The organism is Citrobacter sp. Cpo103 (assembly GCF_030332605.1).
Classification (GTDB): Bacteria; Pseudomonadota; Gammaproteobacteria; order Enterobacterales; family Enterobacteriaceae; genus Citrobacter; species Citrobacter portucalensis.
The window spans coordinates 91,347-115,967 of the sequence record NZ_JAOWHO010000036.1 but is presented as its reverse complement, the minus strand read 5'-3'; the positions used below and the strand labels follow the sequence as shown (position 1 = coordinate 115,967).

Annotated in this window: 24 protein-coding genes and 2 tRNA genes; 23 read left to right on the top strand and 3 right to left on the bottom strand. The window is 52.7% G+C overall.

The annotated features are described in order from the left end of the window. The first annotated feature begins 226 nt into the window (after positions 1-226). Together OGX89_RS23555 and OGX89_RS23550 are read left to right on the top strand one after the other, a co-directional pair. Positions 227-302, top strand: a tRNA-Gly gene (locus tag OGX89_RS23555). 37 nt (positions 303-339) lie between these two features. Continuing rightward, positions 340-415: transfer RNA gene (locus OGX89_RS23550), tRNA-Gly, on the top strand. A gap of 269 nt (positions 416-684) precedes the next feature. Here OGX89_RS23550 and queG read toward each other — a convergent pair. Further along, positions 685-1,824, bottom strand: coding sequence for a tRNA epoxyqueuosine(34) reductase QueG (gene queG / locus OGX89_RS23545; protein ID WP_063941662.1), 1,140 nt, complete (start codon positions 1,822-1,824; stop codon positions 685-687). On the opposite strand from queG, the gene nnr reads away from it, so the two are divergent. The 21 genes from nnr (at position 1,823) to OGX89_RS23440 (ending at position 23,714) form a co-directional block, all read left to right on the top strand. Next, complete coding sequence (gene nnr / locus OGX89_RS23540; RefSeq protein WP_279892802.1) at positions 1,823-3,370, top strand: bifunctional ADP-dependent NAD(P)H-hydrate dehydratase/NAD(P)H-hydrate epimerase; 1,548 nt, start codon at positions 1,823-1,825, stop codon at positions 3,368-3,370. The two genes, queG and nnr, sit on opposite strands and share 2 nt — an antisense overlap. Continuing rightward, positions 3,342-3,803, top strand: coding sequence for a tRNA (adenosine(37)-N6)-threonylcarbamoyltransferase complex ATPase subunit type 1 TsaE (gene tsaE, locus OGX89_RS23535; RefSeq protein WP_003830502.1), 462 nt, complete (start codon positions 3,342-3,344; stop codon positions 3,801-3,803). Before nnr ends, tsaE begins: the two co-directional genes overlap by 29 nt. 16 nt (positions 3,804-3,819) lie before the next feature. Continuing rightward, on the top strand, positions 3,820-5,151 hold the full coding sequence (amiB, locus tag OGX89_RS23530) for an N-acetylmuramoyl-L-alanine amidase AmiB (protein WP_126957058.1): 1,332 nt from the start codon (positions 3,820-3,822) through the stop codon (positions 5,149-5,151). A 9-nt stretch (positions 5,152-5,160) separates the two neighbouring features. Beyond that, the gene (gene mutL, locus OGX89_RS23525; protein WP_126957060.1) at positions 5,161-7,047 is read left to right on the top strand and encodes a DNA mismatch repair endonuclease MutL; all 1,887 of its coding nucleotides are present in this window, start codon (positions 5,161-5,163) and stop codon (positions 7,045-7,047) included. After that, positions 7,040-7,990, top strand: a complete 951-nt coding sequence (gene miaA, locus OGX89_RS23520) for a tRNA (adenosine(37)-N6)-dimethylallyltransferase MiaA (RefSeq protein ID WP_003839486.1) — start codon at positions 7,040-7,042, stop codon at positions 7,988-7,990. The genes mutL and miaA overlap by 8 nt, the downstream gene beginning before the upstream one ends. 84 nt (positions 7,991-8,074) lie before the next feature. Beyond that, entirely contained in the window at positions 8,075-8,383 is a 309-nt protein-coding gene (hfq, locus tag OGX89_RS23515) for an RNA chaperone Hfq (RefSeq protein WP_003025584.1), read from the top strand. Between the two features lie 74 nt (positions 8,384-8,457). Beyond that, the gene (hflX, locus tag OGX89_RS23510; protein WP_003830495.1) at positions 8,458-9,738 is read left to right on the top strand and encodes a ribosome rescue GTPase HflX; all 1,281 of its coding nucleotides are present in this window, start codon (positions 8,458-8,460) and stop codon (positions 9,736-9,738) included. Positions 9,739-9,927: 189 nt separating this feature from the next. After that, a complete protein-coding gene (gene hflK, locus OGX89_RS23505; protein WP_063941660.1) occupies positions 9,928-11,181 on the top strand; it encodes an FtsH protease activity modulator HflK in 1,254 nt (417 codons plus the stop codon). A gap of 2 nt (positions 11,182-11,183) precedes the next feature. Next, entirely contained in the window at positions 11,184-12,188 is a 1,005-nt protein-coding gene (hflC, locus tag OGX89_RS23500; protein ID WP_003830491.1) for a protease modulator HflC, read from the top strand. Positions 12,189-12,270: 82 nt separating this feature from the next. Further along, a complete protein-coding gene (locus tag OGX89_RS23495; protein ID WP_003025602.1) occupies positions 12,271-12,468 on the top strand; it encodes a DUF2065 domain-containing protein in 198 nt (65 codons plus the stop codon). 102 nt (positions 12,469-12,570) lie between these two features. Continuing rightward, positions 12,571-13,869, top strand: a complete 1,299-nt coding sequence (gene purA / locus OGX89_RS23490; protein ID WP_003025606.1) for an adenylosuccinate synthase — start codon at positions 12,571-12,573, stop codon at positions 13,867-13,869. 216 nt (positions 13,870-14,085) lie between these two features. Then, the gene (nsrR, locus tag OGX89_RS23485) at positions 14,086-14,511 is read left to right on the top strand and encodes a nitric oxide-sensing transcriptional repressor NsrR (RefSeq protein WP_003830485.1); all 426 of its coding nucleotides are present in this window, start codon (positions 14,086-14,088) and stop codon (positions 14,509-14,511) included. 38 nt (positions 14,512-14,549) lie between these two features. Then, positions 14,550-17,012 (top strand): ribonuclease R, encoded by a 2,463-nt coding sequence (gene rnr, locus OGX89_RS23480; protein WP_126319451.1) that lies wholly within the window; start codon positions 14,550-14,552, stop codon positions 17,010-17,012. A gap of 72 nt (positions 17,013-17,084) precedes the next feature. Then, complete coding sequence (rlmB, locus tag OGX89_RS23475; RefSeq protein ID WP_126319449.1) at positions 17,085-17,816, top strand: 23S rRNA (guanosine(2251)-2'-O)-methyltransferase RlmB; 732 nt, start codon at positions 17,085-17,087, stop codon at positions 17,814-17,816. Between the two features lie 124 nt (positions 17,817-17,940). Next, entirely contained in the window at positions 17,941-18,345 is a 405-nt protein-coding gene (locus tag OGX89_RS23470) for a YjfI family protein (protein WP_003830480.1), read from the top strand. 15 nt (positions 18,346-18,360) lie between these two features. Next, positions 18,361-19,059: a PspA/IM30 family protein gene (locus tag OGX89_RS23465; protein ID WP_126957062.1), complete on the top strand. Its 699-nt coding sequence runs from the start codon at positions 18,361-18,363 to the stop codon at positions 19,057-19,059. 56 nt (positions 19,060-19,115) lie between these two features. Further along, positions 19,116-19,775: a YjfK family protein gene (locus tag OGX89_RS23460; RefSeq protein ID WP_003830476.1), complete on the top strand. Its 660-nt coding sequence runs from the start codon at positions 19,116-19,118 to the stop codon at positions 19,773-19,775. A gap of 19 nt (positions 19,776-19,794) precedes the next feature. Then, the gene (locus OGX89_RS23455; protein WP_003830474.1) at positions 19,795-20,193 is read left to right on the top strand and encodes a DUF350 domain-containing protein; all 399 of its coding nucleotides are present in this window, start codon (positions 19,795-19,797) and stop codon (positions 20,191-20,193) included. Positions 20,194-20,202: 9 nt separating this feature from the next. Then, on the top strand, positions 20,203-20,838 hold the full coding sequence (locus tag OGX89_RS23450) for a DUF1190 domain-containing protein (protein WP_003830472.1): 636 nt from the start codon (positions 20,203-20,205) through the stop codon (positions 20,836-20,838). Between the two features lie 2 nt (positions 20,839-20,840). Continuing rightward, the gene (locus OGX89_RS23445) at positions 20,841-22,007 is read left to right on the top strand and encodes a glutathionylspermidine synthase family protein (RefSeq protein ID WP_126957064.1); all 1,167 of its coding nucleotides are present in this window, start codon (positions 20,841-20,843) and stop codon (positions 22,005-22,007) included. Between the two features lie 84 nt (positions 22,008-22,091). Continuing rightward, on the top strand, positions 22,092-23,714 hold the full coding sequence (locus tag OGX89_RS23440; protein ID WP_286561235.1) for an isovaleryl-CoA dehydrogenase: 1,623 nt from the start codon (positions 22,092-22,094) through the stop codon (positions 23,712-23,714). An 86-nt stretch (positions 23,715-23,800) separates the two neighbouring features. On the opposite strand, the gene yjfN is transcribed toward OGX89_RS23440, so the two are convergent. Then, positions 23,801-24,076 (bottom strand): DUF1471 family protease activator YjfN, encoded by a 276-nt coding sequence (gene yjfN, locus OGX89_RS23435; protein WP_003830465.1) that lies wholly within the window; start codon positions 24,074-24,076, stop codon positions 23,801-23,803. Positions 24,077-24,223: 147 nt separating this feature from the next. Next, a complete protein-coding gene (bsmA, locus tag OGX89_RS23430; RefSeq protein ID WP_057066585.1) occupies positions 24,224-24,553 on the bottom strand; it encodes a biofilm peroxide resistance protein BsmA in 330 nt (109 codons plus the stop codon). Positions 24,554-24,621 lie beyond the last annotated feature (68 nt).

Genomic DNA, 24,621 nt, shown 5'->3' with positions numbered 1-24,621 from the left:
ATAGCTCAGTTGGTAGAGCACGACCTTGCCAAGGTCGGGGTCGCGAGTTCGAGTCTCGTTTCCCGCTCCAAAATTTGAAAATGCTTGTAAAGCACAGACCACCAATCGCAGGATTTCGAATTGCGACAAGGCGGCAACTGAATGAGTCCTTTGGAGCTTACTGAAGTAAGTGACTCAGGCGAATGAAGGCAGCCAACGCAGTAGCGGTTCGAAAGACGAAGATTATGCGGGAATAGCTCAGTTGGTAGAGCACGACCTTGCCAAGGTCGGGGTCGCGAGTTCGAGTCTCGTTTCCCGCTCCAAAATTTGAAAGTGCTTGTTAAGCACAGACACACCCAAGCGGGAATAGCTCAGTTGGTAGAGCACGACCTTGCCAAGGTCGGGGTCGCGAGTTCGAGTCTCGTTTCCCGCTCCAAATTCTTACCCCAATAAAAATATCCACAACGAATAATCACGTTTGGGACGTTTTGTTTCGTCATTGACATACTCTTGTAAACAGACTTATCCACAGGTTCGGGTATTATTCCTGGAATGCAAAAAACTTCGCCGGGTGAATAGTATCATTTTAACTATTTGAAATTACTGGTTTAATTATCATTTCAAATTGTTAATGCGATCACTTGACGATTTTTTCCCTCTTGAATATCAATGTGTTTTTATTTTTATACACAAGCTGTGGATGACTTAAGCGTCGCGCGGCAGACCCTTTTCAATGACCCTGACCAAACGTTGTTTCTTCGGTAACTGCACCTCAACTACGCAGGCATTTCGCTTCTCGATTTGTTGAGCAACCGCCCACTCTATATGTTCGTCGAGAAGTGGGTGCTCACCTCTGCGACTTTCCAGTGCGTGAAGAATGGCTTCATCCCAGGGAGCATTACCCAACGCAACGGCGATATTTCGCAACCAGCGCAGGTGGCCAATACGACGAATGGCAGACCCCTCCGTGACTTTTAAAAACCACGCTTCGCTCCAGCTAAACAGCTCTATTAACTCCGGAGCATGAAGCTGCTTGCGCGGGTTGAAGTCATCCTCTGTCGTCAACTGTGAATAGCGGTTCCACGGGCAAATAAGCTGGCAATCATCGCAGCCGTAAATTCGATTCCCCATCAAGGGACGAAATTCTTCCGGGATCGCGCCTTCCAGTTCGATAGTGAGATAAGAGATACAGCGGCGCGCATCCACCGTGTAGGGTTCAACGATGGCCCCGGTGGGACAGATGGTCATGCAGGCGACGCATTTCCCGCATCCTTCTTCTGCTGGTTGGTCGACCGGTAAGGGTAAATCGATCAGTAATTCCCCGAGGAAGAAAAATGAACCGGCTTCGCGATTGAGGATAAGTGAGTGCTTACCTGTCCAGCCAAGCCCGGCTTTTTCCGCTAACGGACGCTCAAGAATGGGCGCAGAATCGACAAAAGGTCTAAAATTCAGCGAAACGCAGTGCTGTTGAATCATCTCCCCCAGCTTTTTTAAGCGGTTACGTAGCAGCTTATGGTAGTCGCGGCCAAGCGCGTAACGGCTGACGTAACCCAGCGAAGGGTTCTTCAACGTGCTGGCGAAGGCCGCATTGGCAGGAAGATAGTTCATACGTACGCTGATGACACGTAGCGTACCGGGCAATAATTCGTGAGGTCGGGCGCGCATCATGCCGTGACGGGCCATCCAGTCCATCTCGCCGTGGTATTGTTTGTCCAGCCAGGCCTGAAGTTTGGGCTCCGCTTCGCTGAGGTCGGTATCGGCAATACCGACCTGCTGAAAGCCAAGCTCCAGCCCCCACTGCTTAATATTTTGCGCTAACTGATTGAGATCGAGGGGCTCTGACATGACGGACCATACAATGAAGAAAAACCCCGCAAGTATACCACACTCCATCTGGCACGCCGATGACATCAGGCGGATGGAGCGAGAGGCGGCAGACAGTTCTGGGCTGACGCTTTACGAACTGATGCAACGGGCGGGAGAGGCGGCGTTTCAGATCACTCGTGAGGCTTATCCGAACGCCCGGCACTGGCTGGTGCTATGTGGTCATGGCAACAACGGCGGCGATGGTTACGTAGTAGCAAGACTTGCCAAAGCGCTGGGTCTTGAAGTTACGTTGCTGGCGCAGGAAAGTGACAAACCGCTCCCCGAGGAGGCGCAGCAGGCGCGTGATGCCTGGCTTAACGCTGGTGGCGTCATTCACGCGGCGGATATCAATTGGCCAAATAACGTGGACGTCATTATTGATGCGCTGTCAGGCACTGGCTTAAAACATGCGCCGCGTGAGTCTCTCTCGGTATTGATTGAACGTGCCAATTCTCACCCAGCCCCCACCGTGGCGATAGATATTCCCTCCGGCCTGCTAGCGCAGACGGGAGCGACGCCGGGCGCGGTCATCAACGCAGCGCATACCATTACCTTTATTGCACTCAAGCCGGGCCTGCTCACCGGTAAAGCGCGCGATGTCACCGGGCGTCTGCATGTTAACGCACTTGGGCTGGACGACTGGCTGGCGGGGCAGAATGCGCCAATACAACGTTTTGATGCTCAACAGATTGCACACTGGCTAACACCGCGTCGACCCACCTCGCACAAGGGCTCCCACGGTCGGCTGGTGATTATCGGCGGTGACCACGGAACGGCAGGCGCAATACGCATGGCCGGGGAAGCCGCGCTGCGTGCAGGCGCCGGGCTGGTCAAAGTGCTGACGCGCAGTGAAAACATTGCGCCTATTTTGACAGCCAGACCGGAACTGATGGTCGATACGCTGACGCCGCAGACGCTGGAAGAGAGCCTGGCGTGGGCGGATGTAGTGGTGATAGGCCCCGGGCTTGGTCAGCAGGAGTGGGGCAAAAAAGCGCTGCAAAAAGTGGAGAATTTTCGCAAACCGATGCTTTGGGATGCGGATGCGCTGAACCTGCTGGCAATCAACCCCGATAAACGTCACAATCGCGTGATCACGCCGCATCCAGGTGAAGCCGCGCGACTGCTGGGTTGTTCCATTGCAGAAATTGAAGACGATCGCTTACTTTGTGCACAACGTCTGGTAAAACGGTACGGAGGCGTGGTGGTGCTGAAAGGCGCGGGTACGGTTGTTGCTGCTGAACAGGCGGAGTTGGGTATTATTGATACCGGCAATGCCGGGATGGCCAGCGGCGGAATGGGGGATGTACTTTCCGGTATTATTGGCGCATTGCTCGGACAGAAGCTTACCCCGTATGATGCAGCATGTGCGGGATGTGTTGCGCACGGAGCGGCGGCGGATGTGCTGGCGGCGCGTTTTGGTACGCGCGGCATGCTGGCGACAGATCTCTTTACCACGCTACAGCGTATTGTTAACCCTGATGTGATTGACGTTTATCATGATGAATCGAGTAATTCCACTACCTGATGAGCAGGCGACTTTAGACCTGGGACTGCGGGTAGCCAAAGCCTGTGACGGCGCGACGGTTATATATTTGTACGGCGACCTGGGGGCGGGTAAAACCACCTTCAGCCGGGGATTTCTGCAGGCATTAGGTCATAAAGGTAATGTAAAAAGCCCCACCTACACGCTGGTTGAACCCTATTCACTCGATAACATGATGGTATATCACTTCGATTTATACCGACTTGCGGACCCAGAGGAGCTGGAATTTATGGGGATCCGCGATTATTTTGCCAATGATGCCATCTGCCTGGTGGAATGGCCGCAACAAGGTAAAGGTGTACTGCCAGACCCGGACGTCGAAATACACATTGAATATCAGGCGCAAGGTCGAGAGGCGCGCGTAAGCGCAGTCTCCTCATCGGGTGATTTATTGCTGGCGCGTTTAGCCGATTAACCTTAAGGGTGGCGGGATGATTTATCGCATCAGAAACTGGCTGATGGCAACCCTGGTCCTGCTGTGCGCGCAGGCAGGGGCCGCCAGCCTCTCCGATCTTCAGGTATCTAATGGCGATCAACAGGCGCGGATTACGCTGAGCTTTATTGGCGATCCTGAATATGCCGTTTCGCAGGACGGGAAACGAACCGTCGCGCTGGATATTAAACAAACCGGAGTGATTCAGGGATTACCGCTGCTGTTTAGCGGCAATAATCTGGTGAAATCTATCCGTTCCGGCACGCCAAAAGATGCGCAGTCTCTGCGCCTGGTGGTGGATTTAACCGAGAACGGTAAAGCCGAAGCAGTAAAACGCCAGAACGGCGGCAATTATACCGTCGTGTTTACCATCAACGCTGATGCGCCACCGCCGCCGCCTCCACCTCCCGTGGTTGCAAAGCGTGTTGAAGCGCCGATTGTTGCCCCACGTCCTGTCGAGCCAGCGCGCAATCCATTTAAAGCGGAAAACGATCGCACTACGGCTGTGACTAACAGCAATACCTCTACGCGCCCTGCGGCGCGCGCCAGTTCCAGCAACGGCGATAAAGTGGTGATTGCCATTGATGCCGGACACGGTGGACAGGATCCTGGCGCTATTGGTCCTGGCGGCACGCGTGAGAAAAACGTCACGATTGCCGTGGCGCGCAAGCTGCGCAGTTTGCTCAATGATGACCCGATGTTTAAAGGCGTCCTCACTCGTGATGGTGATTACTTTATCTCGGTGATGGGGCGTTCAGACGTCGCGCGTAAACAAAACGCCAATTTCCTGGTTTCTATTCACGCGGATGCCGCACCAAACCGTGATGCCACAGGTGCTTCCGTTTGGGTGCTGTCAAACCGTCGGGCGAACAGTGAGATGGCCGGCTGGTTGGAACAGCACGAGAAGCAATCGGAGCTGTTGGGCGGCGCGGGCGATGTGCTGGCAAACAGCCAGTCCGATCCTTATCTCAGCCAGGCTGTACTGGATCTGCAGTTCGGTCATTCGCAGCGCGTCGGGTATGATGTGGCGACCAGCATGATCGGCCAGTTAGAACGTATTGGTTCGATGCATAAGCGTCGCCCGGAACACGCTAGCCTCGGCGTACTGCGTTCGCCTGATATCCCGTCAGTGCTGGTTGAAACCGGCTTTATCAGTAACAACAGCGAAGAACGTCTGCTGGCGAGCGGTGATTACCAGCAGCAGCTGGCTGAGGCGATTTACAAAGGATTGCGTAACTATTTCCAGGCGCACCCGATGCAAACCGGGCCGCAGGGCGCACCGGCGCAAACCGCCAGCGCCATATCGCCGGGTAACACGTTAACAAATTAAGGATTAGCCATGCCGATTCAGGTTCTACCGCCACAGCTGGCGAACCAGATTGCCGCAGGCGAGGTGGTAGAGCGGCCTGCGTCAGTGGTGAAAGAGCTGGTGGAAAACAGCATTGATGCCGGTGCGACGCGCATTGATATCGATATTGAACGCGGCGGCGCGAAGCTTATCCGTATTCGTGACAACGGCTGTGGGATTAAAAAAGACGAGCTGGCGTTGGCGTTGGCGCGTCATGCCACCAGTAAAATAGCCTCGCTTGACGATCTTGAAGCCATCGTGAGCCTCGGATTTCGCGGTGAAGCGCTGGCCAGTATCAGCTCCGTGTCTCGCTTAACCCTGACGTCGCGTACGCAAGAACAACCCGAAGCCTGGCAGGCGTATGCCGAAGGGCGTGACATGGATGTCACAGTTAAACCCGCTGCGCATCCGGTGGGAACCACGCTGGAGGTGCTAGATCTGTTCTACAACACCCCGGCGCGGCGCAAATTTATGCGCACCGAGAAAACCGAATTTAATCATATCGACGAGATTATTCGCCGCATTGCGCTGGCACGTTTTGATGTGACGATAAATTTATCGCACAACGGCAAAGTGGTGCGACAGTACCGGGCAGTGGCCGCGGATGGGCAGAAAGAGCGCCGGCTGGGCGCGATTTGCGGCACGCCATTTCTGGAGCATGCGCTGGCGATCGAATGGCAGCATGGCGATTTAACATTGCGTGGCTGGGTGGCCGATCCTAACCACACAACGGCAGCACTGGCAGAAATCCAGTACTGCTATGTGAATGGTCGGATGATGCGTGACCGGCTGATCAACCATGCTATCCGCCAGGCTTGTGAAGATAAGCTGGGAGCCGATCAACAGCCCGCATTTGTGCTGTATCTGGAAATCGATCCGCATCAGGTGGATGTCAACGTACACCCAGCTAAACATGAGGTCCGTTTCCATCAATCCCGCCTGGTGCACGATTTTATTTACCAGGGCGTGTTGAGTGTCCTGCAACAGCAGCTTGAAACGCCGCTGCCGTTGGCTGATGACGACGAACCCGCCCCAAGGCACATCCCGGAAAACCGTGTTGCTGCTGGACGCAACCATTTTGCCGAGCCTGCTCCCGCGCGTGAACCTGCGACACCGCGGTACTCAGCATCCGCTGGTGCTGGAAGTGGCAGTAGCGGTGGCAGTAGTAGTGGCGGTGGCCGTCAGGCGGGAGCCAGTTGGCCTCATGCTCAACCCGGATACCAAAAGCAGCAGGGCGAAATCTATCAGCAACTGATGCAGACGCCGGCTCCAACGCGGAAAACGCCGGTCTCTGAAACGCTATCGACGCCTCTGACTGGCAGCAGTCAGGGCTTTGGCCGGGTGCTAACGATTGTTGGTGCAGACTGCGCGTTACTCGAATGCGATGGTCATATTCAGTTGCTGGCATTACCGGTGGCTGAGCGTTGGCTGCGTCAGGCGCAGTTAACGCCGGGTCAGGGAGCGGTTTGTGCTCAACCGTTATTGATCCCTTTACGTCTAAAAGTGACCGCCGATGAAAAAGCGGCACTGCAAAAAGGACAGAGCCAACTGGCTGAGTTGGGCATTGAATTTCAGCTGGATGCGCAGCATGTGACCATCCGGGCTGTGCCTTTACCCTTACGCCAACAAAATTTACAAATCTTGATTCCTGAACTGATAGGCTACCTGGCGCAGCAATCCGTATTCGAGCCGGGCAATATTGCACAGTGGATCGCACGTAACCTGATGAGCGAGCATCCACAGTGGAGCATGGCACAGGCGATTACGCTGTTAGCGGATGTTGAGCGGCTCTGCCCACAACTCGTGAAGGCACCGCCGGGTGGTCTGTTACAACCTGTTGATTTACATTCGGTAATGAATGCCCTGAAACATGAGTGATACCCGTAAGGCGAGCCTGCCAAAGGCGATTTTTTTGATGGGGCCAACGGCCTCCGGTAAAACGGCATTAGCAATTGAATTGCGTAAAGTTTTGCCCATAGAGTTGATAAGCGTTGATTCCGCCCTTATTTACAAGGGGATGGATATCGGTACAGCCAAGCCTGATGCAGATGAATTACAGGCCGCACCGCACCGATTGCTGGATATCCGCGATCCATCGCAGGCGTACTCCGCAGCGGATTTTCGTCGCGATGCGTTAGCCGAGATGGCCGACATCACCGCCGCGGGCCGTATCCCGTTGCTGGTGGGCGGCACAATGTTATATTTCAAAGCCTTGCTTGAAGGACTGTCGCCGTTACCGTCGGCGGACCCGGAGGTCAGGGCCAGAATTGAGCAGCAGGCGGCAGAGCAGGGTTGGGACGCGTTACACCGACAGCTTCAGGACATCGATCCCGTGGCTGCGGCGCGTATTCATCCAAATGATCCGCAAAGACTTTCCCGGGCACTGGAAGTTTTTTTCATTTCGGGTAAAACTTTAACGGAGCTGACGCAAACGTCAGGAGATGCTTTGCCGTATCAGGTGCATCAGTTTGCAATCGCCCCGGCGAGCCGTGAACTGCTCCATCAGCGAATTGAGCAGCGTTTTCATCAGATGTTAGCTTCAGGTTTTGAAGCAGAAGTCCGGGCGCTTTTTGCCCGTGGAGATTTGCATACGGATTTGCCTTCCATTCGTTGTGTAGGGTATCGCCAGATGTGGTCATACATTGAAGGTGAAATTTCATACGATGAAATGGTTTATAGAGGTGTTTGCGCCACGAGGCAGTTGGCGAAGCGACAGGTAACCTGGTTGCGTGGTTGGGAAGGGGTGCACTGGCTTGACAGTGAAAAGCCTGACCAGGCGCGAAACGAAGTATTACAGGTTGTTGGTGCTATCGCGAACTGAATGTGTACAATTGAAACGTATCGTGCGCAATTTTTCAGAATCGAAAGGTTCAAAGTACAAATAAGCATATAAGGAAAAGAGAGAATGGCTAAGGGGCAATCTTTACAAGATCCGTTCCTGAACGCACTGCGTCGGGAACGTGTTCCAGTTTCTATTTATTTGGTGAATGGTATTAAGCTGCAAGGTCAAATCGAGTCTTTTGATCAGTTCGTGATCCTGTTGAAAAACACGGTCAGCCAGATGGTTTATAAGCACGCGATTTCTACTGTTGTCCCGTCTCGTCCGGTTTCTCATCACAGCAATAATGCCACCGGCGGCACAGGCAGCAACTACCATCACGGTAGCAACGCGCAAGGTTCATCTGCGCAACAGGACAGCGAAGAAACCGAATAAGGTTATTAGCTGTTTTACATACGGGGAGCCAGCGATCCTGCGTTCCCCGTTGATTTATATTAAGGGGTTGACGCTTGTTTGACCGTTATGATGCCGGTGAGCAGGCGGTACTGGTACACATCTATTTTTCGCAAGACAAAGATATGGAAGACCTCCAGGAGTTTGAATCTCTGGTTTCTTCCGCCGGTGTCGAAGCAATGCAGGTGATTACCGGGAGCCGTAAAGCACCGCACCCGAAGTATTTTGTTGGTGAAGGTAAGGCAATCGAAATTGCCGAAGCCGTAAAAGCGACTGGCGCTGCGGTGGTGATTTTTGATCATGCTCTAAGCCCTGCCCAGGAACGTAACCTGGAACAGTTGTGCCAGTGTCTTGTTATCGACAGGACTGGTCTCATTTTAGATATTTTTGCCCAGCGTGCGCGAACCCATGAGGGTAAGTTGCAGGTTGAGCTGGCGCAGTTGCGCCATATGGCTACGCGTCTGGTCCGTGGCTGGACTCACCTTGAACGGCAAAAGGGCGGGATTGGTTTGCGCGGCCCGGGTGAAACCCAGCTCGAAACCGACCGTCGTTTGCTGCGTAATCGCATTTTGCAGATACAGTCGCGCCTGGAAAAAGTTGAAAAGCAACGTGAGCAGGGGCGACAGTCGCGCAAGAAAGCGGATGTCCCAACCGTATCACTGGTGGGATATACCAACGCCGGAAAATCCACCCTGTTCAACCAGATCACCGAAGCCCAGGTCTACGCAGCGGATCAGCTGTTTGCGACCCTGGACCCGACGCTACGCAGAATAGACGTTGCGGACGTGGGTGAGACAGTGCTGGCGGATACCGTTGGGTTTATCCGTCATTTACCGCACGACCTGGTGGCGGCGTTTAAGGCCACCTTGCAGGAAACACGTCAGGCGACATTGCTGCTGCACGTTATTGATGCAGCAGACTTTCGTGTGCAGGAAAACATTGAGGCCGTCGATACGGTGCTCGAAGAGATCGATGCGCATGAGATCCCGACTCTGCTGGTGATGAATAAAATCGATATGTTGGATGACTTTGAGCCGCGTATCGACAGAGATGAAGAGAATAAACCCATTCGCGTTTGGGTATCAGCGCAAACGGGGATTGGTATACCACAACTTTTTCAGGCTTTGACTGAGCGACTTTCCGGTGAGGTGGCGCAGCATACGTTGCGTTTGCCGCCGCAGGAAGGGCGTTTGAGAAGCCGGTTTTATCAACTTCAGGCAATAGAAAAAGAGTGGATGGAGGAGGACGGCAGCGTAGGTCTGCAGGTTCGTATGCCGATCGTAGACTGGCGTCGCCTCTGTAAACAAGAACCGGCACTGGAAGACTATGTTGTCTGATCTGACGGATATGGCCTGAAGATTTTTTCGCCTCTATACCTTGTGGATTTTGTGCGGCAGGAAGGCGGCAAGTCCTGAAATCTCCAGGAGCATAGTCAACTATGTGACTGGCGTTGAGGGACGCAGCCAACGCAACGGCAGCGCAAAAGACGCAGGTATAGCATCGCATAACAAATATGGAGCACAAAAATGGCGTGGAATCAGCCCGGTAATAACGGACAAGACCGCGACCCCTGGGGAAGCAGCAAACCTGGCGGCAACCCTGAGGGAAATGGAAACAAAGGTGGTCGCGAGCAGGGACCTCCCGATCTGGACGATATCTTCCGCAAACTGAGTAAAAAGCTCGGTGGTCTGGGTGGCGGTAAAGGTACTGGCTCTGGCGGCGGTAGTTCATCGCAAGGCCCGCGTCCGCAACTGGGCGGTCGAGTCTTTACTATCGCAGCGGCCGCTATCGTCATTATCTGGGCGGCCAGCGGTTTCTATACCATTAAAGAAGCGGAACGCGGCGTGGTGACACGCTTCGGTAAATTCAGCCATTTGGTTGAACCGGGTCTGAACTGGAAACCGACCTTTGTCGACGAAGTGACACCGGTCAACGTTGAAGCCGTGCGTGAACTTGCCGCATCCGGCGTCATGCTGACTTCTGACGAAAACGTCGTGCGCGTCGAAATGAACGTACAGTACCGCGTGACCGATCCGCAGCGTTACCTGTTTAGCGTAACCAGCGCGGATGACAGTCTGCGTCAGGCTACTGACAGCGCCCTGCGTGGGGTTATCGGTAAATACACCATGGACCGTATCCTGACCGAAGGGCGTACCGTTATTCGTAGCGACACCCAACGTGAACTGGAAGAAACGATCCGTCCGTACAACATGGGTATCACCCTGCTGGACGTCAACTTCCAGGCTGCACGTCCGCCGGAAGAAGTAAAAGCCGCGTTTGACGATGCTATCGCAGCACGTGAAAACGAACAGCAGTACATCCGTGAAGCGGAAGCGTACACCAACGAAGTTCAGCCGCGTGCAAACGGTCAGGCGCAGCGTATTCTGGAAGAAGCACGTGCGTATAAGACTCAGACCATCCTGGAAGCACAGGGTGAAGTGGCTCGCTTCGCAAAAATTCTGCCGGAATATAAAGCCGCACCGCAAATTACCCGCGAGCGTCTGTATATCGAAACCATGGAAAAAGTGCTGAGCAATACCCGCAAAGTCCTGGTTAACGATAAAGGTAGCAATCTTATGGTTCTGCCGCTGGATCAAATGCTGAAAGGTGGTAGTGCGCCAGCAACAAAGACTGACAGCAGTTCAAACCTGCTGCGTCTTCCGCCAGCAACGACTTCCAGCACTGGAGCAAGCAACACTTCGTCCACCAGTCAGGGCGATATTATGGACCAACGCCGCGCGAATGCGCAGCGTAACGACTACCAGCGTCAGGGGGAATAACGATGCGTAAGTCAGTTATTGCGATTATCATCATCGTTCTGGTAGTTCTGTTCATGTCTGTCTTTGTGGTCAAAGAAGGCGAGCGCGGTATTACTCTGCGCTTTGGTAAAGTTCTGCGTGACGATGAAAACAAGCCGCTGGTTGTTGCACCAGGCCTGCACTTCAAGATTCCGTTTATTGAATCTGTGAAGATGCTGGATGCGCGTATTCAGACCATGGACAACCAGGCCGATCGCTTTGTTACCAAAGAGAAGAAAGACCTGATCGTTGACTCCTACATCAAGTGGCGCATCAGTGACTTTAGCCGTTACTACCTGGCAACGGGCGGTGGCGATGTTTCTCAGGCGGAAGTCCTGCTGAAACGTAAGTTCTCTGACCGTCTGCGTTCTGAAATTGGTCGTCTGGACGTGAAGGACATCGTTACCGATTCCCGCGGTCGTCTGACCCTGGAAGTGCGTGACGCGCTGAACTCCGGTTCTGCTGGCACGGAAGATGAAGTGGCGACTCCGGCAGCAGATAGCGCGATTGCCGAAGCGGCTGAACGTGTTCAGGCTGAAACGAACGGTAAAGTACCGGTCATCAATCCGAACAGTATGGCGGCATTGGGCATCGAAGTGGTTGACGTGCGTATTAAGCAAATCAACCTGCCTGCTGAAGTGTCCGAGGCTATCTACAACCGTATGCGCGCTGAGCGTGAAGCGGTAGCGCGTCGCCATCGTTCACAAGGCCAGGAAGAGGCGGAAAAACTGCGTGCAACGGCTGACTATGAAGTCACTAAAACGCTGGCAGAATCTGAGCGTCAGGGCCGTATTATGCGCGGTGAAGGCGATGCAGAAGCCGCTAAGCTGTTTGCCGATGCGTTCAGTCAGGATCCTGACTTCTACGCCTTCATCCGTAGCCTGCGTGCTTACGAGAAGAGCTTTGAAGGGAATCAGGACGTGATGGTCATGAGCCCGGACAGCGATTTCTTCCGCTACATGAAGACACCAAATACCGCGACACGCTAATCGCGTTCCAGCGGTTTTAAAGCAGCAAAACCACCGGCATCTCCAGGGATGCGGTGGTTTTCTTTTTATATAAGGGCGATGGATGAATTCAACAATTTTGCTGGCGCTCGCGCTGGTTTTGGTGCTGGAAGGGCTGGGTCCGATGCTTTATCCCAGCGCATGGAAGAAAATGATCTCCGCAATGGCGCAACTTCCCGAAAATATTTTGCGTCGTTTTGGTGGCGGTCTTGTGGTTGCGGGCGTTGTGGTCTACTACATGTTGAGGAAAACGATTGGCTGATCAATAAGTAGACTAATTTGCGGATTTTCGCATGCAAAAAGTGCTGTATATCTGAAAAAGCGGTGGTAGAATCCATTTTTAAGCAAACGGTGATTTTGAAAAATGGGTAACAACGTCGTCGTACTGGGCACCCAATGGGGTGACGAAGGTAAAGGGAAGATCGTCGATCTTCTGACTGAACGGGCTAAATATGTTGTGCGCTACCAGGGTGGTCACAACGCAGGCCATACTCTCGTAATCAACGGTGAAAAAACCGTCCTCCATCTTATTCCATCAGGCATTCTTCGCGAAAACGTAATCAGCATCATCGGTAACGGTGTTGTTCTGTCTCCGTCCGCGCTGATGAAAGAAATGAAAGGACTGGAAGATCGTGGTATCCCGGTTCGCGAGCGCCTGCTGCTGTCTGAAGCTTGTCCGCTGATCCTTGATTATCACGTTGCGTTGGATAACGCTCGTGAGAAAGCGCGTGGCGAGAAAGCGATCGGTACTACCGGTCGTGGTATCGGTCCAGCTTATGAAGACAAAGTAGCTCGTCGCGGTCTGCGTGTTGGCGATCTGTTTGATAAAGCAACTTTCGCTGAAAAACTGAAAGAAGTGATGGAATATCACAACTTCCAGCTGGTGAATTTCTATAAAGTTGAAGCAGTTGACTACCAGAAAGTGCTGGATGATGTGATGGCTATCGCCGACATCCTGACCTCAATGGTTGTTGATGTTTCCGATCTGCTGGACCAGGCGCGTAAGCGTGGCGATTTCGTCATGTTTGAAGGTGCGCAGGGTACGCTGCTGGATATCGACCACGGTACCTATCCGTACGTAACGTCCTCCAACACCACCGCAGGTGGCGTGGCAACCGGCTCCGGCCTGGGTCCACGTTATGTGGACTACGTTCTGGGTATCATCAAAGCTTACTCTACTCGTGTAGGTGCGGGTCCGTTCCCGACAGAGCTGTTTGATGACGTTGGCGAGTTCCTGTGCAAACAAGGTAACGAGTATGGCGCGACCACCGGTCGTCGTCGTCGTACCGGTTGGCTGGATTCCGTTGCTGTACGCCGTGCAGTACAGATTAACTCCCTGTCTGGCTTCTGCCTGACCAAACTGGACGTACTGGACGGTTTGAAAGAGGTGAAAATCTGTGTTGCTTACCGTATGCCGGATGGCCGCGAAGTAACGACTACTCCGCTGGCAGCTGACGACTGGAAAGGTATCGAGCCGATTTACGAAACCATGCCGGGTTGGTCTGAATCCACCTTCGGCGTGAAGGAACGTAGCGGTCTGCCGCAGGCAGCGCTGAACTACATCAAGCGTATTGAAGAACTGACCGGTGTGCCGATTGATATTATCTCAACTGGCCCAGACCGTACTGAAACCATGATCCTGCGCGACCCGTTCGACGCATAATTCTGGTTATAGCGTAGCGTCAAACGGCGCTGCGCTTGCACTAATTTAGGCCGGATAAGGTGCTTTGCATCAGAATCCGGCTTAAAATCACGTAAGTTCCTCGCTTTTTTCCTTCCCGAACTGAAATAAATTAGCGACCTGGCTGGTGGCTGGTTTATCATCAATGTAATTAATACTACCAGGTTTATCCGTTTTATCCCTTTTCCTGAGGTTGATGTGCAGTTAACAAGTTTCACCGATTACGGATTACGTGCGCTAATCTACATGGCGTCACTTCCCGAAGGACGTATGACCAGTATTTCTGAGGTGACAGAAGTCTACGGCGTGTCCCGTAATCATATGGTCAAAATAATCAATCAACTTAGCCGGGCGGGCTTTGTTACTGCTATTCGAGGAAAAAATGGCGGTATCCGCCTGGGTAAACCCGCTAAGGATATTGGTATTGGTGATGTGGTTCGCGAGCTGGAACCCTTATCGTTGGTCAACTGTAGCAGCGAGTTTTGCCACATTACCCCGGCCTGTAGACTCAAACAGGCGCTTTCTAAAGCAGTGCAAAGTTTTCTCACGGAACTGGACAACTACACACTTGCTGATTTGGTTGAAAAGAATCAACCGCTTTATAAATTATTGCTGGTGGAGTAACGACTCCCGCCAGCAGCGATGATGACGGAGGAACCGACATGTCACAAGATCCTTTCCAGGAACGCGAAGCAGAAAAATACGCGAATCCTATCCCGAGCCGGGAATTTATCCTCGAACATTTAACTAAACGTGAAAAGCCGGCCAACCGCGATGAGCTGGCCGCTGAACTCAATATTGAAGGTGAAGAGCAGCAAGAAGCGCTGCGTCGTCGCCTGCGCGCGATGGAGCGTGACGGACAACTGGTCTTCACCCGTCGTCAATGCTATGCGCTGCCGGAGCGTCTCGACCTGCTGAAAGGTACCGTTATTGGCCACCGTGATGGCTACGGCTTTCTGCGCGTTGAAGGCCGCAAAGATGACCTGTATCTGTCCAGCGAGCAGATGAAAACCTGCATTCATGGCGATCAGGTGCTGGCGCAGCCGTTGGGCGCGGACCGTAAAGGTCGCCGCGAAGCGCGTATTGTGCGCGTACTGGTGCCGAAAACCAGCCAGATTGTCGGCCGCTACTTCACCGATGCTGGTGTTGGGTTTGTCGTCCCAGACGACAGCCGCCTGAGCTTCGATATCCTGATCCCGCCGGAAGAGGTAATGGGCGCTCGTATGGGTTTTGTGGTCGTGGTTGAGCTGACCCAGCGCCCGACTCGCCGCACCAAAGCGGTGGGTAAAATTGTTGAAGTGCTGGGTGACAACATGGGAACCAGCATGGCCGTTGATATGGCCCTGCGTACTCATGAAATCCCATATATCTGGCCTCAGGCGGTTGAGAAACAGGTCGCCGGACTGAAAGAAGAAGTGCCGGAAGAGGCGAAAGTAGGACGTGTCGATCTGCGCGATCTGCCGCTGGTGACTATCGATGGCGAAGATGCGCGCGACTTCGACGATGCGGTTTATTGCGAGAAGAAACGCGGCGGTGGTTGGCGTTTATGGGTGGCGATTGCTGACGTAAGCTATTACGTTCGCCCGCCGACTCCGCTGGACCAGGAAGCTCGTAGCCGTGGCACATCCGTTTACTTCCCGTCGCAGGTTGTTCCGATGCTGCCGGAAGTGCTGTCTAACGGATTGTGTTCACTCAACCCGCAGGTGGACAGGTTGTGTATGGTCTGTGAAATGACCATTTCGTCGAAAGGCCGTTTAACCGGCTTTAAATTCTACGAAGCGGTCATGAGTTCCCACGCACGTCTGACCTACACTAAGGTCTGGCACATGCTGCAGGGCGACCAGGAGCTGCGTGAGCAGTACGCACCGCTGGTTAAACACATTGAAGAGCTGCATAACCTCTACAAAGTGCTGGATAAAGCCCGTGAAGAGCGTGGCGGTATCTCGTTTGAGAGTGAAGAAGCGAAGTTTATCTTCAATGCTGAACGCCGTATCGAGCGTATCGAGCAGACGCAGCGTAACGACGCGCACAAGTTGATTGAAGAGTGCATGATCATGGCGAACATCTCCGCGGCACGATTCGTTGAGAAAGCCAAAGAGCCAGCGCTGTTCCGTATTCACGATAAGCCGACGACCGAAGCGATTAACTCGTTCCGTTCCGTCCTGGCAGAGCTGGGGCTGGAGCTGCCTGGTGGCAACAAACCTGAGCCGCGTGATTACGCTGAACTGCTGGAGTCGATTGCTGACCGTCCTGACGCAGAAATGCTGCAAACCATGTTGCTGCGTTCGATGAAGCAGGCGATTTACGATCCGGAAAACCGTGGTCACTTTGGCCTGGCGTTGCAATCTTATGCGCACTTTACTTCACCGATCCGTCGTTACCCGGATCTCTCCTTGCACCGGGCGATTAAGTATCTGCTGGCGCAGGAGCAGGGCCATAAGGGCAACACCACGGAAACCGGTGGCTACCATTATTCGATGGAAGAGATGCTGCAACTGGGTCAGCACTGTTCGATGGCCGAGCGCCGTGCTGATGAAGCCACGCGCGATGTCTCTGACTGGCTGAAGTGCGACTTCATGCTGGACCAGGTGGGTAATGTCTTCAAAGGCGTGATTGCCAGCGTGACCGGATTTGGTTTCTTTGTCCGTCTCGATGAACTGTTTATCGATGGTCTGGTGCATGTCTCCTCTCTGGATAACGACTACTATCGTTTCGACCAGGTTGGGCAGCGCCTGACGGGGGAATCCAGCGGCCAGATGTATCGCCTGGGCGATCGAGTGGAAGTTCGCGTGGAAGCAGTCAACATGGACGAGCGTAAGATCGACTTCAGCTTGATCTCCAGCGAACGTGCGCCGCGTAATGAAGGTAAAACCGCCCGCGAAAAAGCCAAAAAAGGCGATGCGGGTAAAAATACCGGTAAACGTCGTCAGATGGGCAAAAAGGTGAATTTCGAGCCGGACAGCGCTTTCCGCGGCGAGAAGAAAGGCAGAGCCAAACCTCAGGCGGAAAAGAATGCGGCTGAGAAGAAAGGCGATAAAAAAGCGAAAAAGCCCTCGGCAAAAACGCTTAAAATTGCTGCCGCCACTAAAGCTAAACGTGCGGCGAAAAAGAAAGTCGCACAATAACAGCCATAGACTGTAAGTCGGGCAACCTTCGCGTTGCCCGGCGTTACGCATAAACTATTAACGAGTACATTCATGAGTGAAATGATTTACGGCATCCATGCGGTGCAGGCCCTGCTGGAACGTGCGCCTGAGCGCTTCCAGGACGTCTTTATTCTCAAAGGTCGTGAAGATAAACGCCTGCTGCCACTGATCCACGCACTGGAAGCACAGGGTGTTGTCATTCAACTGGCTAACCGTCAGTTTCTGGATGAGAAAAGCGAGGGTGCGGTACATCAGGGAATTATTGCTCGCGTGAAGCCGGGCCGTCAGTATCAGGAAAACGATCTGCCGGATCTGATTGCTACGCTCGATCAGCCGTTCTTATTGATCCTCGATGGCGTCACCGATCCGCATAACCTGGGCGCATGCCTGCGTAGCGCCGATGCCGCTGGCGTACATGCTGTAATCGTACCGAAGGATCGTTCCGCACAGTTGAATGCGACGGCGAAAAAAGTGGCCTGTGGTGCGGCAGAAAGCGTACCGCTGATCCGCGTGACCAACCTGGCGCGCACCATGCGTATGCTGCAGGAAGAGAATATCTGGATCGTCGGAACCGCAGGTGAAGCCGACCATACTCTCTATCAGAGCAAAATGACCGGTCGTCTGGCGCTGGTGATGGGCGCAGAGGGTGAAGGTATGCGCCGTCTGACCCGCGAACACTGTGACGAACTGATCAGCATCCCGATGGCAGGGAGCGTTTCGTCATTGAACGTTTCAGTTGCGACGGGTATCTGCCTGTTTGAAGCCGTCCGCCAGCGCGGTTAAACTTATTTTTCAGACTAAGTCACCCGGATTCGGGTGGCTTTTTTTTATTTTAAACGAGTATGATAAAGGGTAGAAAATGATATTCATTTCATTTATTTCTAATTAAATTATATATGGATAATATATGGCATGGACTCCGCAGTTGCTTGCTGAAGCAGTACAAACTCTTCCTGAATTAAATATAGATATTGAATATAACGAGCAATCATTAATTATCAAAATGAATGATTATGGTGATTTATCACTCGGTATTTTATTCACATCCCGCCAGATAATTATTGAAACAGTTATTTGTCCTGTCTGCAGTATTAATCAGCAAAATGAATTCAATATTTTCTTATTACGTAATCAGAAACTCCTTCCTCTGTCTTCCGTGGGGATTTCTCGCGTTCAGCAGGATGAATATTACGTCGCATTTGGAGCACTTTCGCTTAATTCATCACTGGATGATGTAGTGCTGGAGATGACTACGCTTGCGGAAAACGCGCTAGATCTGGCTGAAATCACTGAAGAATACACTCACGAATAACAAGGAACGCTATTTATGGGAATTTTAAAAAGCCTGTTTACCCTCGGCAAGTCCGTACTTTCTCAGGCGGAAGAGTCAATTGAAGAAGCGCAGGGGGTCCGCATGCTGGAGCAGCATATCCGTGATGCGAAAGGTGAGCTGGATAAAGCCGGAAAATCACGAGTAGACTTGCTGGCGCGCGTGAGGCTGAGTAATGACAAGTTGAACGATCTGCGTGAGCGTAAATCTAGTCTGGAAACACGAGTGTTGGAAGCGCTGAGTAAAAACGCTAACCCGTCACTGATCAACGAAGTTGCAGAAGAAATTGCCCGCTTAGAGAATGTCATTGCTGCAGAAGAGCAAGTACTCGCTAACCTTGAAGTGTCGCGGGATGGCGTTGAAAAAGCGGTGAGTGCAACCGCACAACGGATTGCACAGTTTGAACAGCAGCTTGAGGTGGTAAAGGCGACGGAAGCGATGCAGCGCGCCCAGCAGGCAGTGACTACCTCGACCGTAGGCGCGTCTTCGAGTGTGTCTACAGCCGCAGAGTCGCTCAAGCGTTTGCAAACGCGACAGGCTGAGCGTCAGGCCCGTCTGGATGCCGCTGCGCAGCTGGAAAAGGTTGCGGATGGGCGTGACCTGGATGAGAAGCTGGCCGAAGCCGGCATTGGGGCGAGCAATAAAAGTTCGGCTCAGGATGTACTGGCACGACTGCAGCGTCAGCAAGGCGAGTAAACGTCGTGAAATGCGCCAGCCTCGAAAGAAGGCTGGCAGATCATTAAGGGAAAATCATGATGAGTTTTTTCCAGCGCTTATTCGGTAAAGAGGCTGCTGTTGCGCCAGCTCGCGGGCCGTTAGGGTTACATCTGAATGCTGGTTTTACGCTTAACACGCTGGCATTTCGTCTGCTTGAAGAGTCACTATTGATCGAATTGCCTGGTGAGGAGTACACCGTTGCAGCCGCCAGCCACATTGATTTAGGCGGCGGAAGCCAGATTTTTCGCTACTACACGTCCGGAGAAGAGTTTCTGCAAATCAATACCACGGGCGGCTCAGACATCGATGATATCGACGATATCAAATTCTTTGTTTATGCGGAAAGTTACGGGATTTCGCAGAAAAAACACTGGCAGTCTGCCATTAGCCCGTCCGTAATAGGGACGCCGACGCTGAGCTGGCAGGAAGAGCGCTGGCAACGCTTTTTTAACGAGGAAGAACCGGGGAATATTGAGCCGGTTTATATGCTGGAAAAAGTAGAAAATCATCAGCATGCCATATGGAATGTACATAATTTTACCATGGGCTATCAGCGACAGGTTACAGATGATACCTGGGAATACCTGCTGTTGAACGGTGAAGAATCGTTTAATGAGCTGGGAGAGCCTGAATGGGTATTCTCGCGGGCGCTGGGTGTAGATATTCCATTAACATCACTTAATGTAATTGGTTAATTTCAGGGAAGGTTACACAATGCACATACTGGATTCATTGCTGGCTTTTTGCGCCTATTTTTTTATTGGCGCAGCCATGGTGATCGTTTTTCTGTTTATATACTCAAAAATTACGCCGCACAATGAATGGCAACTGATTAAAAATAATAATACAGCAGCGTCACTGGCCTTTAGCGGCACGTTGCTGGGCTACGTTATTCCGTTATCCAGCGCGGCAATTAACGCCGTCAGTATTCCGGATTATTTCGCCTGGGGCGGCATCGCGCTGGTGATACAACTCGTCATTTACGGCGGTGTGCGTTTATACATGCCGGCACTGAGTGAAAAAATTATTAATCATAATACTGCAGCGGGATTATTTATGGGGACCGCCGCCCTGGCGGGGGGTATTTTTAACGCCGCCTGCATGACATGGTAATGGACGATCATGGCAAGAAAACGTAAATCCGGAAACAAAAACAGGGGGCAAGGGCATTCTGCCATCACGCGAATTGGGCGTCCGGCGAACCCCTTTGCAAGAAAACGCAGCCGTTACAGTGGAAAATACCTGACGCTGGCCATTATGGGCGGAGCGGCATTTTTTGTCCTCAAAGGATGTGCTGATGACGGCAATAACGATGGTGATGGTACCTTTTACTCCGCGGTGAGTGAATGTATTGACGATGGCAATAGCGCCACCGTTTGTGCCGATGGCTGGAACAATGCGAAAGCAGAGTTCTACTCTAACCTGCCAAAGCAAATGAGCAAGCAGAGCTGTCAGACACAGTTTGGCGACTGTTATCTCGACAGCATCGATCAAAGCTGGGTGCCGATATTCTCCGGTTTTTTACTCAGCCGCGTCATTCGCAAAAATCGCGACGAACAATATGTTTATAGCAGCGGCGGTTCTTCCTATGCTTCGCGCCCGGTCTGGCGTACAACTTCCGGGGATTACAGTTGGCGTTCCGGTAGTGGAAAACATGATACTGCAACCAGCCATAGTTATACGACGAAGAAAGTCTCGACGGTTTCACGCGGCGGCTACGGGCGTTCGTCCAGCGCGCGTGGGCACTGGGGAGGTTAACGATGCTGCGACATGATGTCCCTGTTCGTCAGGATTTGGACCGGATCGCCTACGATCACGGCTTTGATTTTCATATTATCGATAACGAGATTTACTGGGATGAGAGCCGGGCTTACCGCTTTACGCTCCGGCAAGTGGAAGAGCAGATCGAAAAACCCACTGCGGAACTGCACCAGATGTGTCTGGATGTCGTCGAACGAGCAGTTAACGACGAACAGATTATGCAGCAACTGGCGATCCCGCCGCTGTATTGGGACGTTATTGCCGAAAGCTGGCGCAATCGCGATCCCTCCCTGTACGGCCGCATGGATTTTGTCTGGTGCGGAAATAACGCCCCGGTCAAGCTGCTGGAGTACAACGCGGATACACCAACGTCGCTTTATGAGTCAGCGTATTTCCAGTGGCTATGGCTGGAAGATGCGCGTCGCAGCGGGGTGATCACACGCGACGCCGACCAGTACAACGCCATTCAGGAGCGGCTAATCTCCCGTTTTGCTGAGCTTTATAGCCCGGAGCCCTTCTATTTTTGCTGCTGCGAAGATACTGACGAAGATCGTACCACGGTGCTGTATTTACAGGATTGCGCACAGCAGGCGGGGCAAGAGTCACGGTTTATTTACGTCGAAGATCTGGGGCTTGGCGTTGGCGGTGTTCTCACGGACCTGGATGATAACGTCATTCGTCGCGCCTTTAAGCTCTATCCCCTGGAGTGGATGATGCGAGATGAAAATGGCCCTTTGCTGCGCCATCGCCGCGAACAGTGGGTTGAGCCGTTGTGGAAGAGTGTGCTCAGCAATAAAGGGCTAATGCCTTTGCTGTGGCATTTTTTTCCCAACCATCCCAACCTGCTGCCTGCCTGGTTTGACGGTGAAACGCCACAAATTGCGGCTGGTGAAAGCTATGTACGCAAACCGATATTTTCCCGTGAAGGGGGAAATGTCACCATTTTTGATGGTCAGCAGCAGGTCGTTGAGCATGCCGAGGGTGATTACGCCGAAGAACCGATGATCTATCAGGCATTTCAGCCATTACAGCGCTTTGGCGACAGCTACACGTTGATCGGTAGCTGGATCGTGGATGATGAAGCCTGTGGTATGGGGATCCGCGAGGATAATACTTTGATCACTAAAGATACTTCTCGTTTTATTCCTCATTATATTGCTGGCTAACCGTACTTTTGTGATCTCCCTCCGTCGCGAATAATGTGGTTCTGACCATACTTAAAGCGACGGCCATTGACGGAGGGAGACACAATGCACTGGCAAACGCATACCGTTTTTAACCAACCTGTACCGCTCAATAACAGTAACTTATATTTGTCCGATGGCGCGCTGTGCGAAGCGGTTATCCGAGAAGGCGCTGGTTGGGACAGCGATCTTCTCGCCAGTATTGGTCAGCAGCTAGGGACTGCCGAGTCGCTCGAACTGGGCCGTCTGGCTAATGCTTTTCCACCTGAACTGTTGCGCTACGACCCGCAGGGGCAGCGGCTGGATGATGTGCGTTTTCATCCTGCCTGGCATTTGCTGATGCAGGGATTGTGCGCCAACCGCGTACATAATCTGGCCTGGGAAGAAGATGCGAGGCAGGGAACATTTGTTGCACGGGCCGCGCGTTTCATACTGCATGCGCAGGTTGAAGCTGGCACGTTGTGTCCGGTGACCATGACTTTTGCCGCCACGCCGCTGTTACTTCAAATGTTACCCGCCCCCTTTCACGACTGGCTTACGCCGCTGCTAAGCGACCGTTATGACTCGCATTTACTGCCCGGAGGGCAAAAGCGTGGGCTGCTTATCGGCATGGGCATGACCGAGAAGCAGGGTGGTTCAGATGTGCTGAGCAATACCACTCAGGCAGAACGTCTTGCTGACGGCTCGTATCGGCTGGTGGGACATAAGTGGTTTTTCTCCGTGCCGCAAAGCGATGCCCATTTAGTGCTGGCCCAGGCTAAGGGAGGATTATCCTGCTTTTTTGTGCCGCGATTTTTACCTGACGGGCAGCGTAATGCTATCCGTCTTGAGCGATTGAAAGATAAGTTAGGCAACCGCTCCAACGCCAGCTGCGAGGTTGAATTCCACGATGCGATTGGCTGGCTATTGGGTGAAGAAGGGGAAGGTATACGCCATATCCTGAAAATGGGGGGGATGACGCGTTTTGACTGTGCGCTCGGCAGTCACGGTATGATGCGACGTGCTTTTTCCGTCGCGATTTACCATGCTCACCAGCGGCAAGTTTTTGGCAAGCCATTGATTGAACAACCGATGATGCGCCAAGTGTTAGGTCGGATGGCGCTCCAACTGGAAGGTCAAACGGCGTTACTGTTTCGACTGGCGCGGGCCTGGGACCGTCGTGCTGATGCTAAAGAAGCGCTGTGGGCCAGGTTGTTCACGCCAGCGGCGAAATTCTCCGTTTGCAAAAGCGGTATGCCATTTGTGGCAGAAGCGATGGAAGTGCTGGGTGGGATTGGCTATTGCGAGGAGAGCGAGCTGCCGCGTTTGTATCGTGAAATGCCGGTAAACAGTATCTGGGAAGGCTCTGGCAACATTATGTGCCTTGATGTATTGCGGGTACTAACCAAACAACCCGGCATATACGAGATGCTCAGTGAAGCCTTTGCGGAAGTCAAAGGGCAAGACCGACATTACGATCGAATGGTGCGTCAGCTCCAGCAGCGTTTACGTAAACCCAGCGAGGCATTGGGGCGGGAGATTACGCAGCAGCTTTTCCTGCTTGGTTGCGGAGCGCAGATGTTGCGCTATGCCTCTCCACCAGTGGCGCAGGCCTGGTGCCAAATTATGCTTGATACGTGGGGGGGACTACGATTGTCTGAGCAGGTGCTGAACGATTTGCTTCTGCGGGCAACTGGGGGATTACGGTAATAATATGCCTGATGGCGACGCTTTCGCGTCTTATCATGTCTACAGTTCACTGTAGCTCAGATAAGTTTACGCCATCCGGCAATGTGTTAAGCATAGAGTATGGCCTGTACGCGCCAGTTGTCGGGCTGCTGATCTTCGTACATTTGAATGATCCGATACCATGAGGCACCTTGTTCATCCGCTTTTAACGCGACAACACGTTCTACATCCTGCGGATTTCCTGCAATGTTACTGACAGATATCTGGCCAATTTCGTTCAGGCCAGTAACACAGTCAGCACTGGCGAATTCGGCAGACTGCGCCGTAGTACCTACCAGTCCGGCAGAAAGCAGCAGTGAGGATAAGGCAAGTGATTGTTTCATCGTCAGCTCCATTATTCGTACCCCTACACACGGCAGGGCATTCCATCGCGATAATAAACCTCAAGCTTCCTGCTGTTGGTTTATTGTGCACAGGTAAACGCATAGGGGCGCAAAGCAATGTAAAGCTGACTAAATTTCAAACCAATGTTATTTACGATACAAAATAGCCTGTGAATACCATTGGCCTGTCACGATAGTTTCATCCACTAATAAAACCACGTAGTAATCAGCTTTAGCCGCGGCGGCTTTGGCACGGATCTCTGCCAGCGCATCATCCGGAGAGCCTCTTACCAGCGCGCTAACCGTCCCTAATCGCTGTAACCCATTACTCTGGTCACGGCGGATCTCCTGCGGGTGGTCGGCAACGGGCGGTGCGGGTTGTGGCGTTCCCTGTAGCACGCTACAGGCGCTTAAAAACATAACCAACAACAAAGAGGCAAACCGACGCATAACTCTATCTCGTTTCCTGATAGCCATAGTGTAGTGCCTTATTAATTTCCCTTTAGGGGAATGTTCCCGAATTGTTATCTCTCACGCGATTTTCG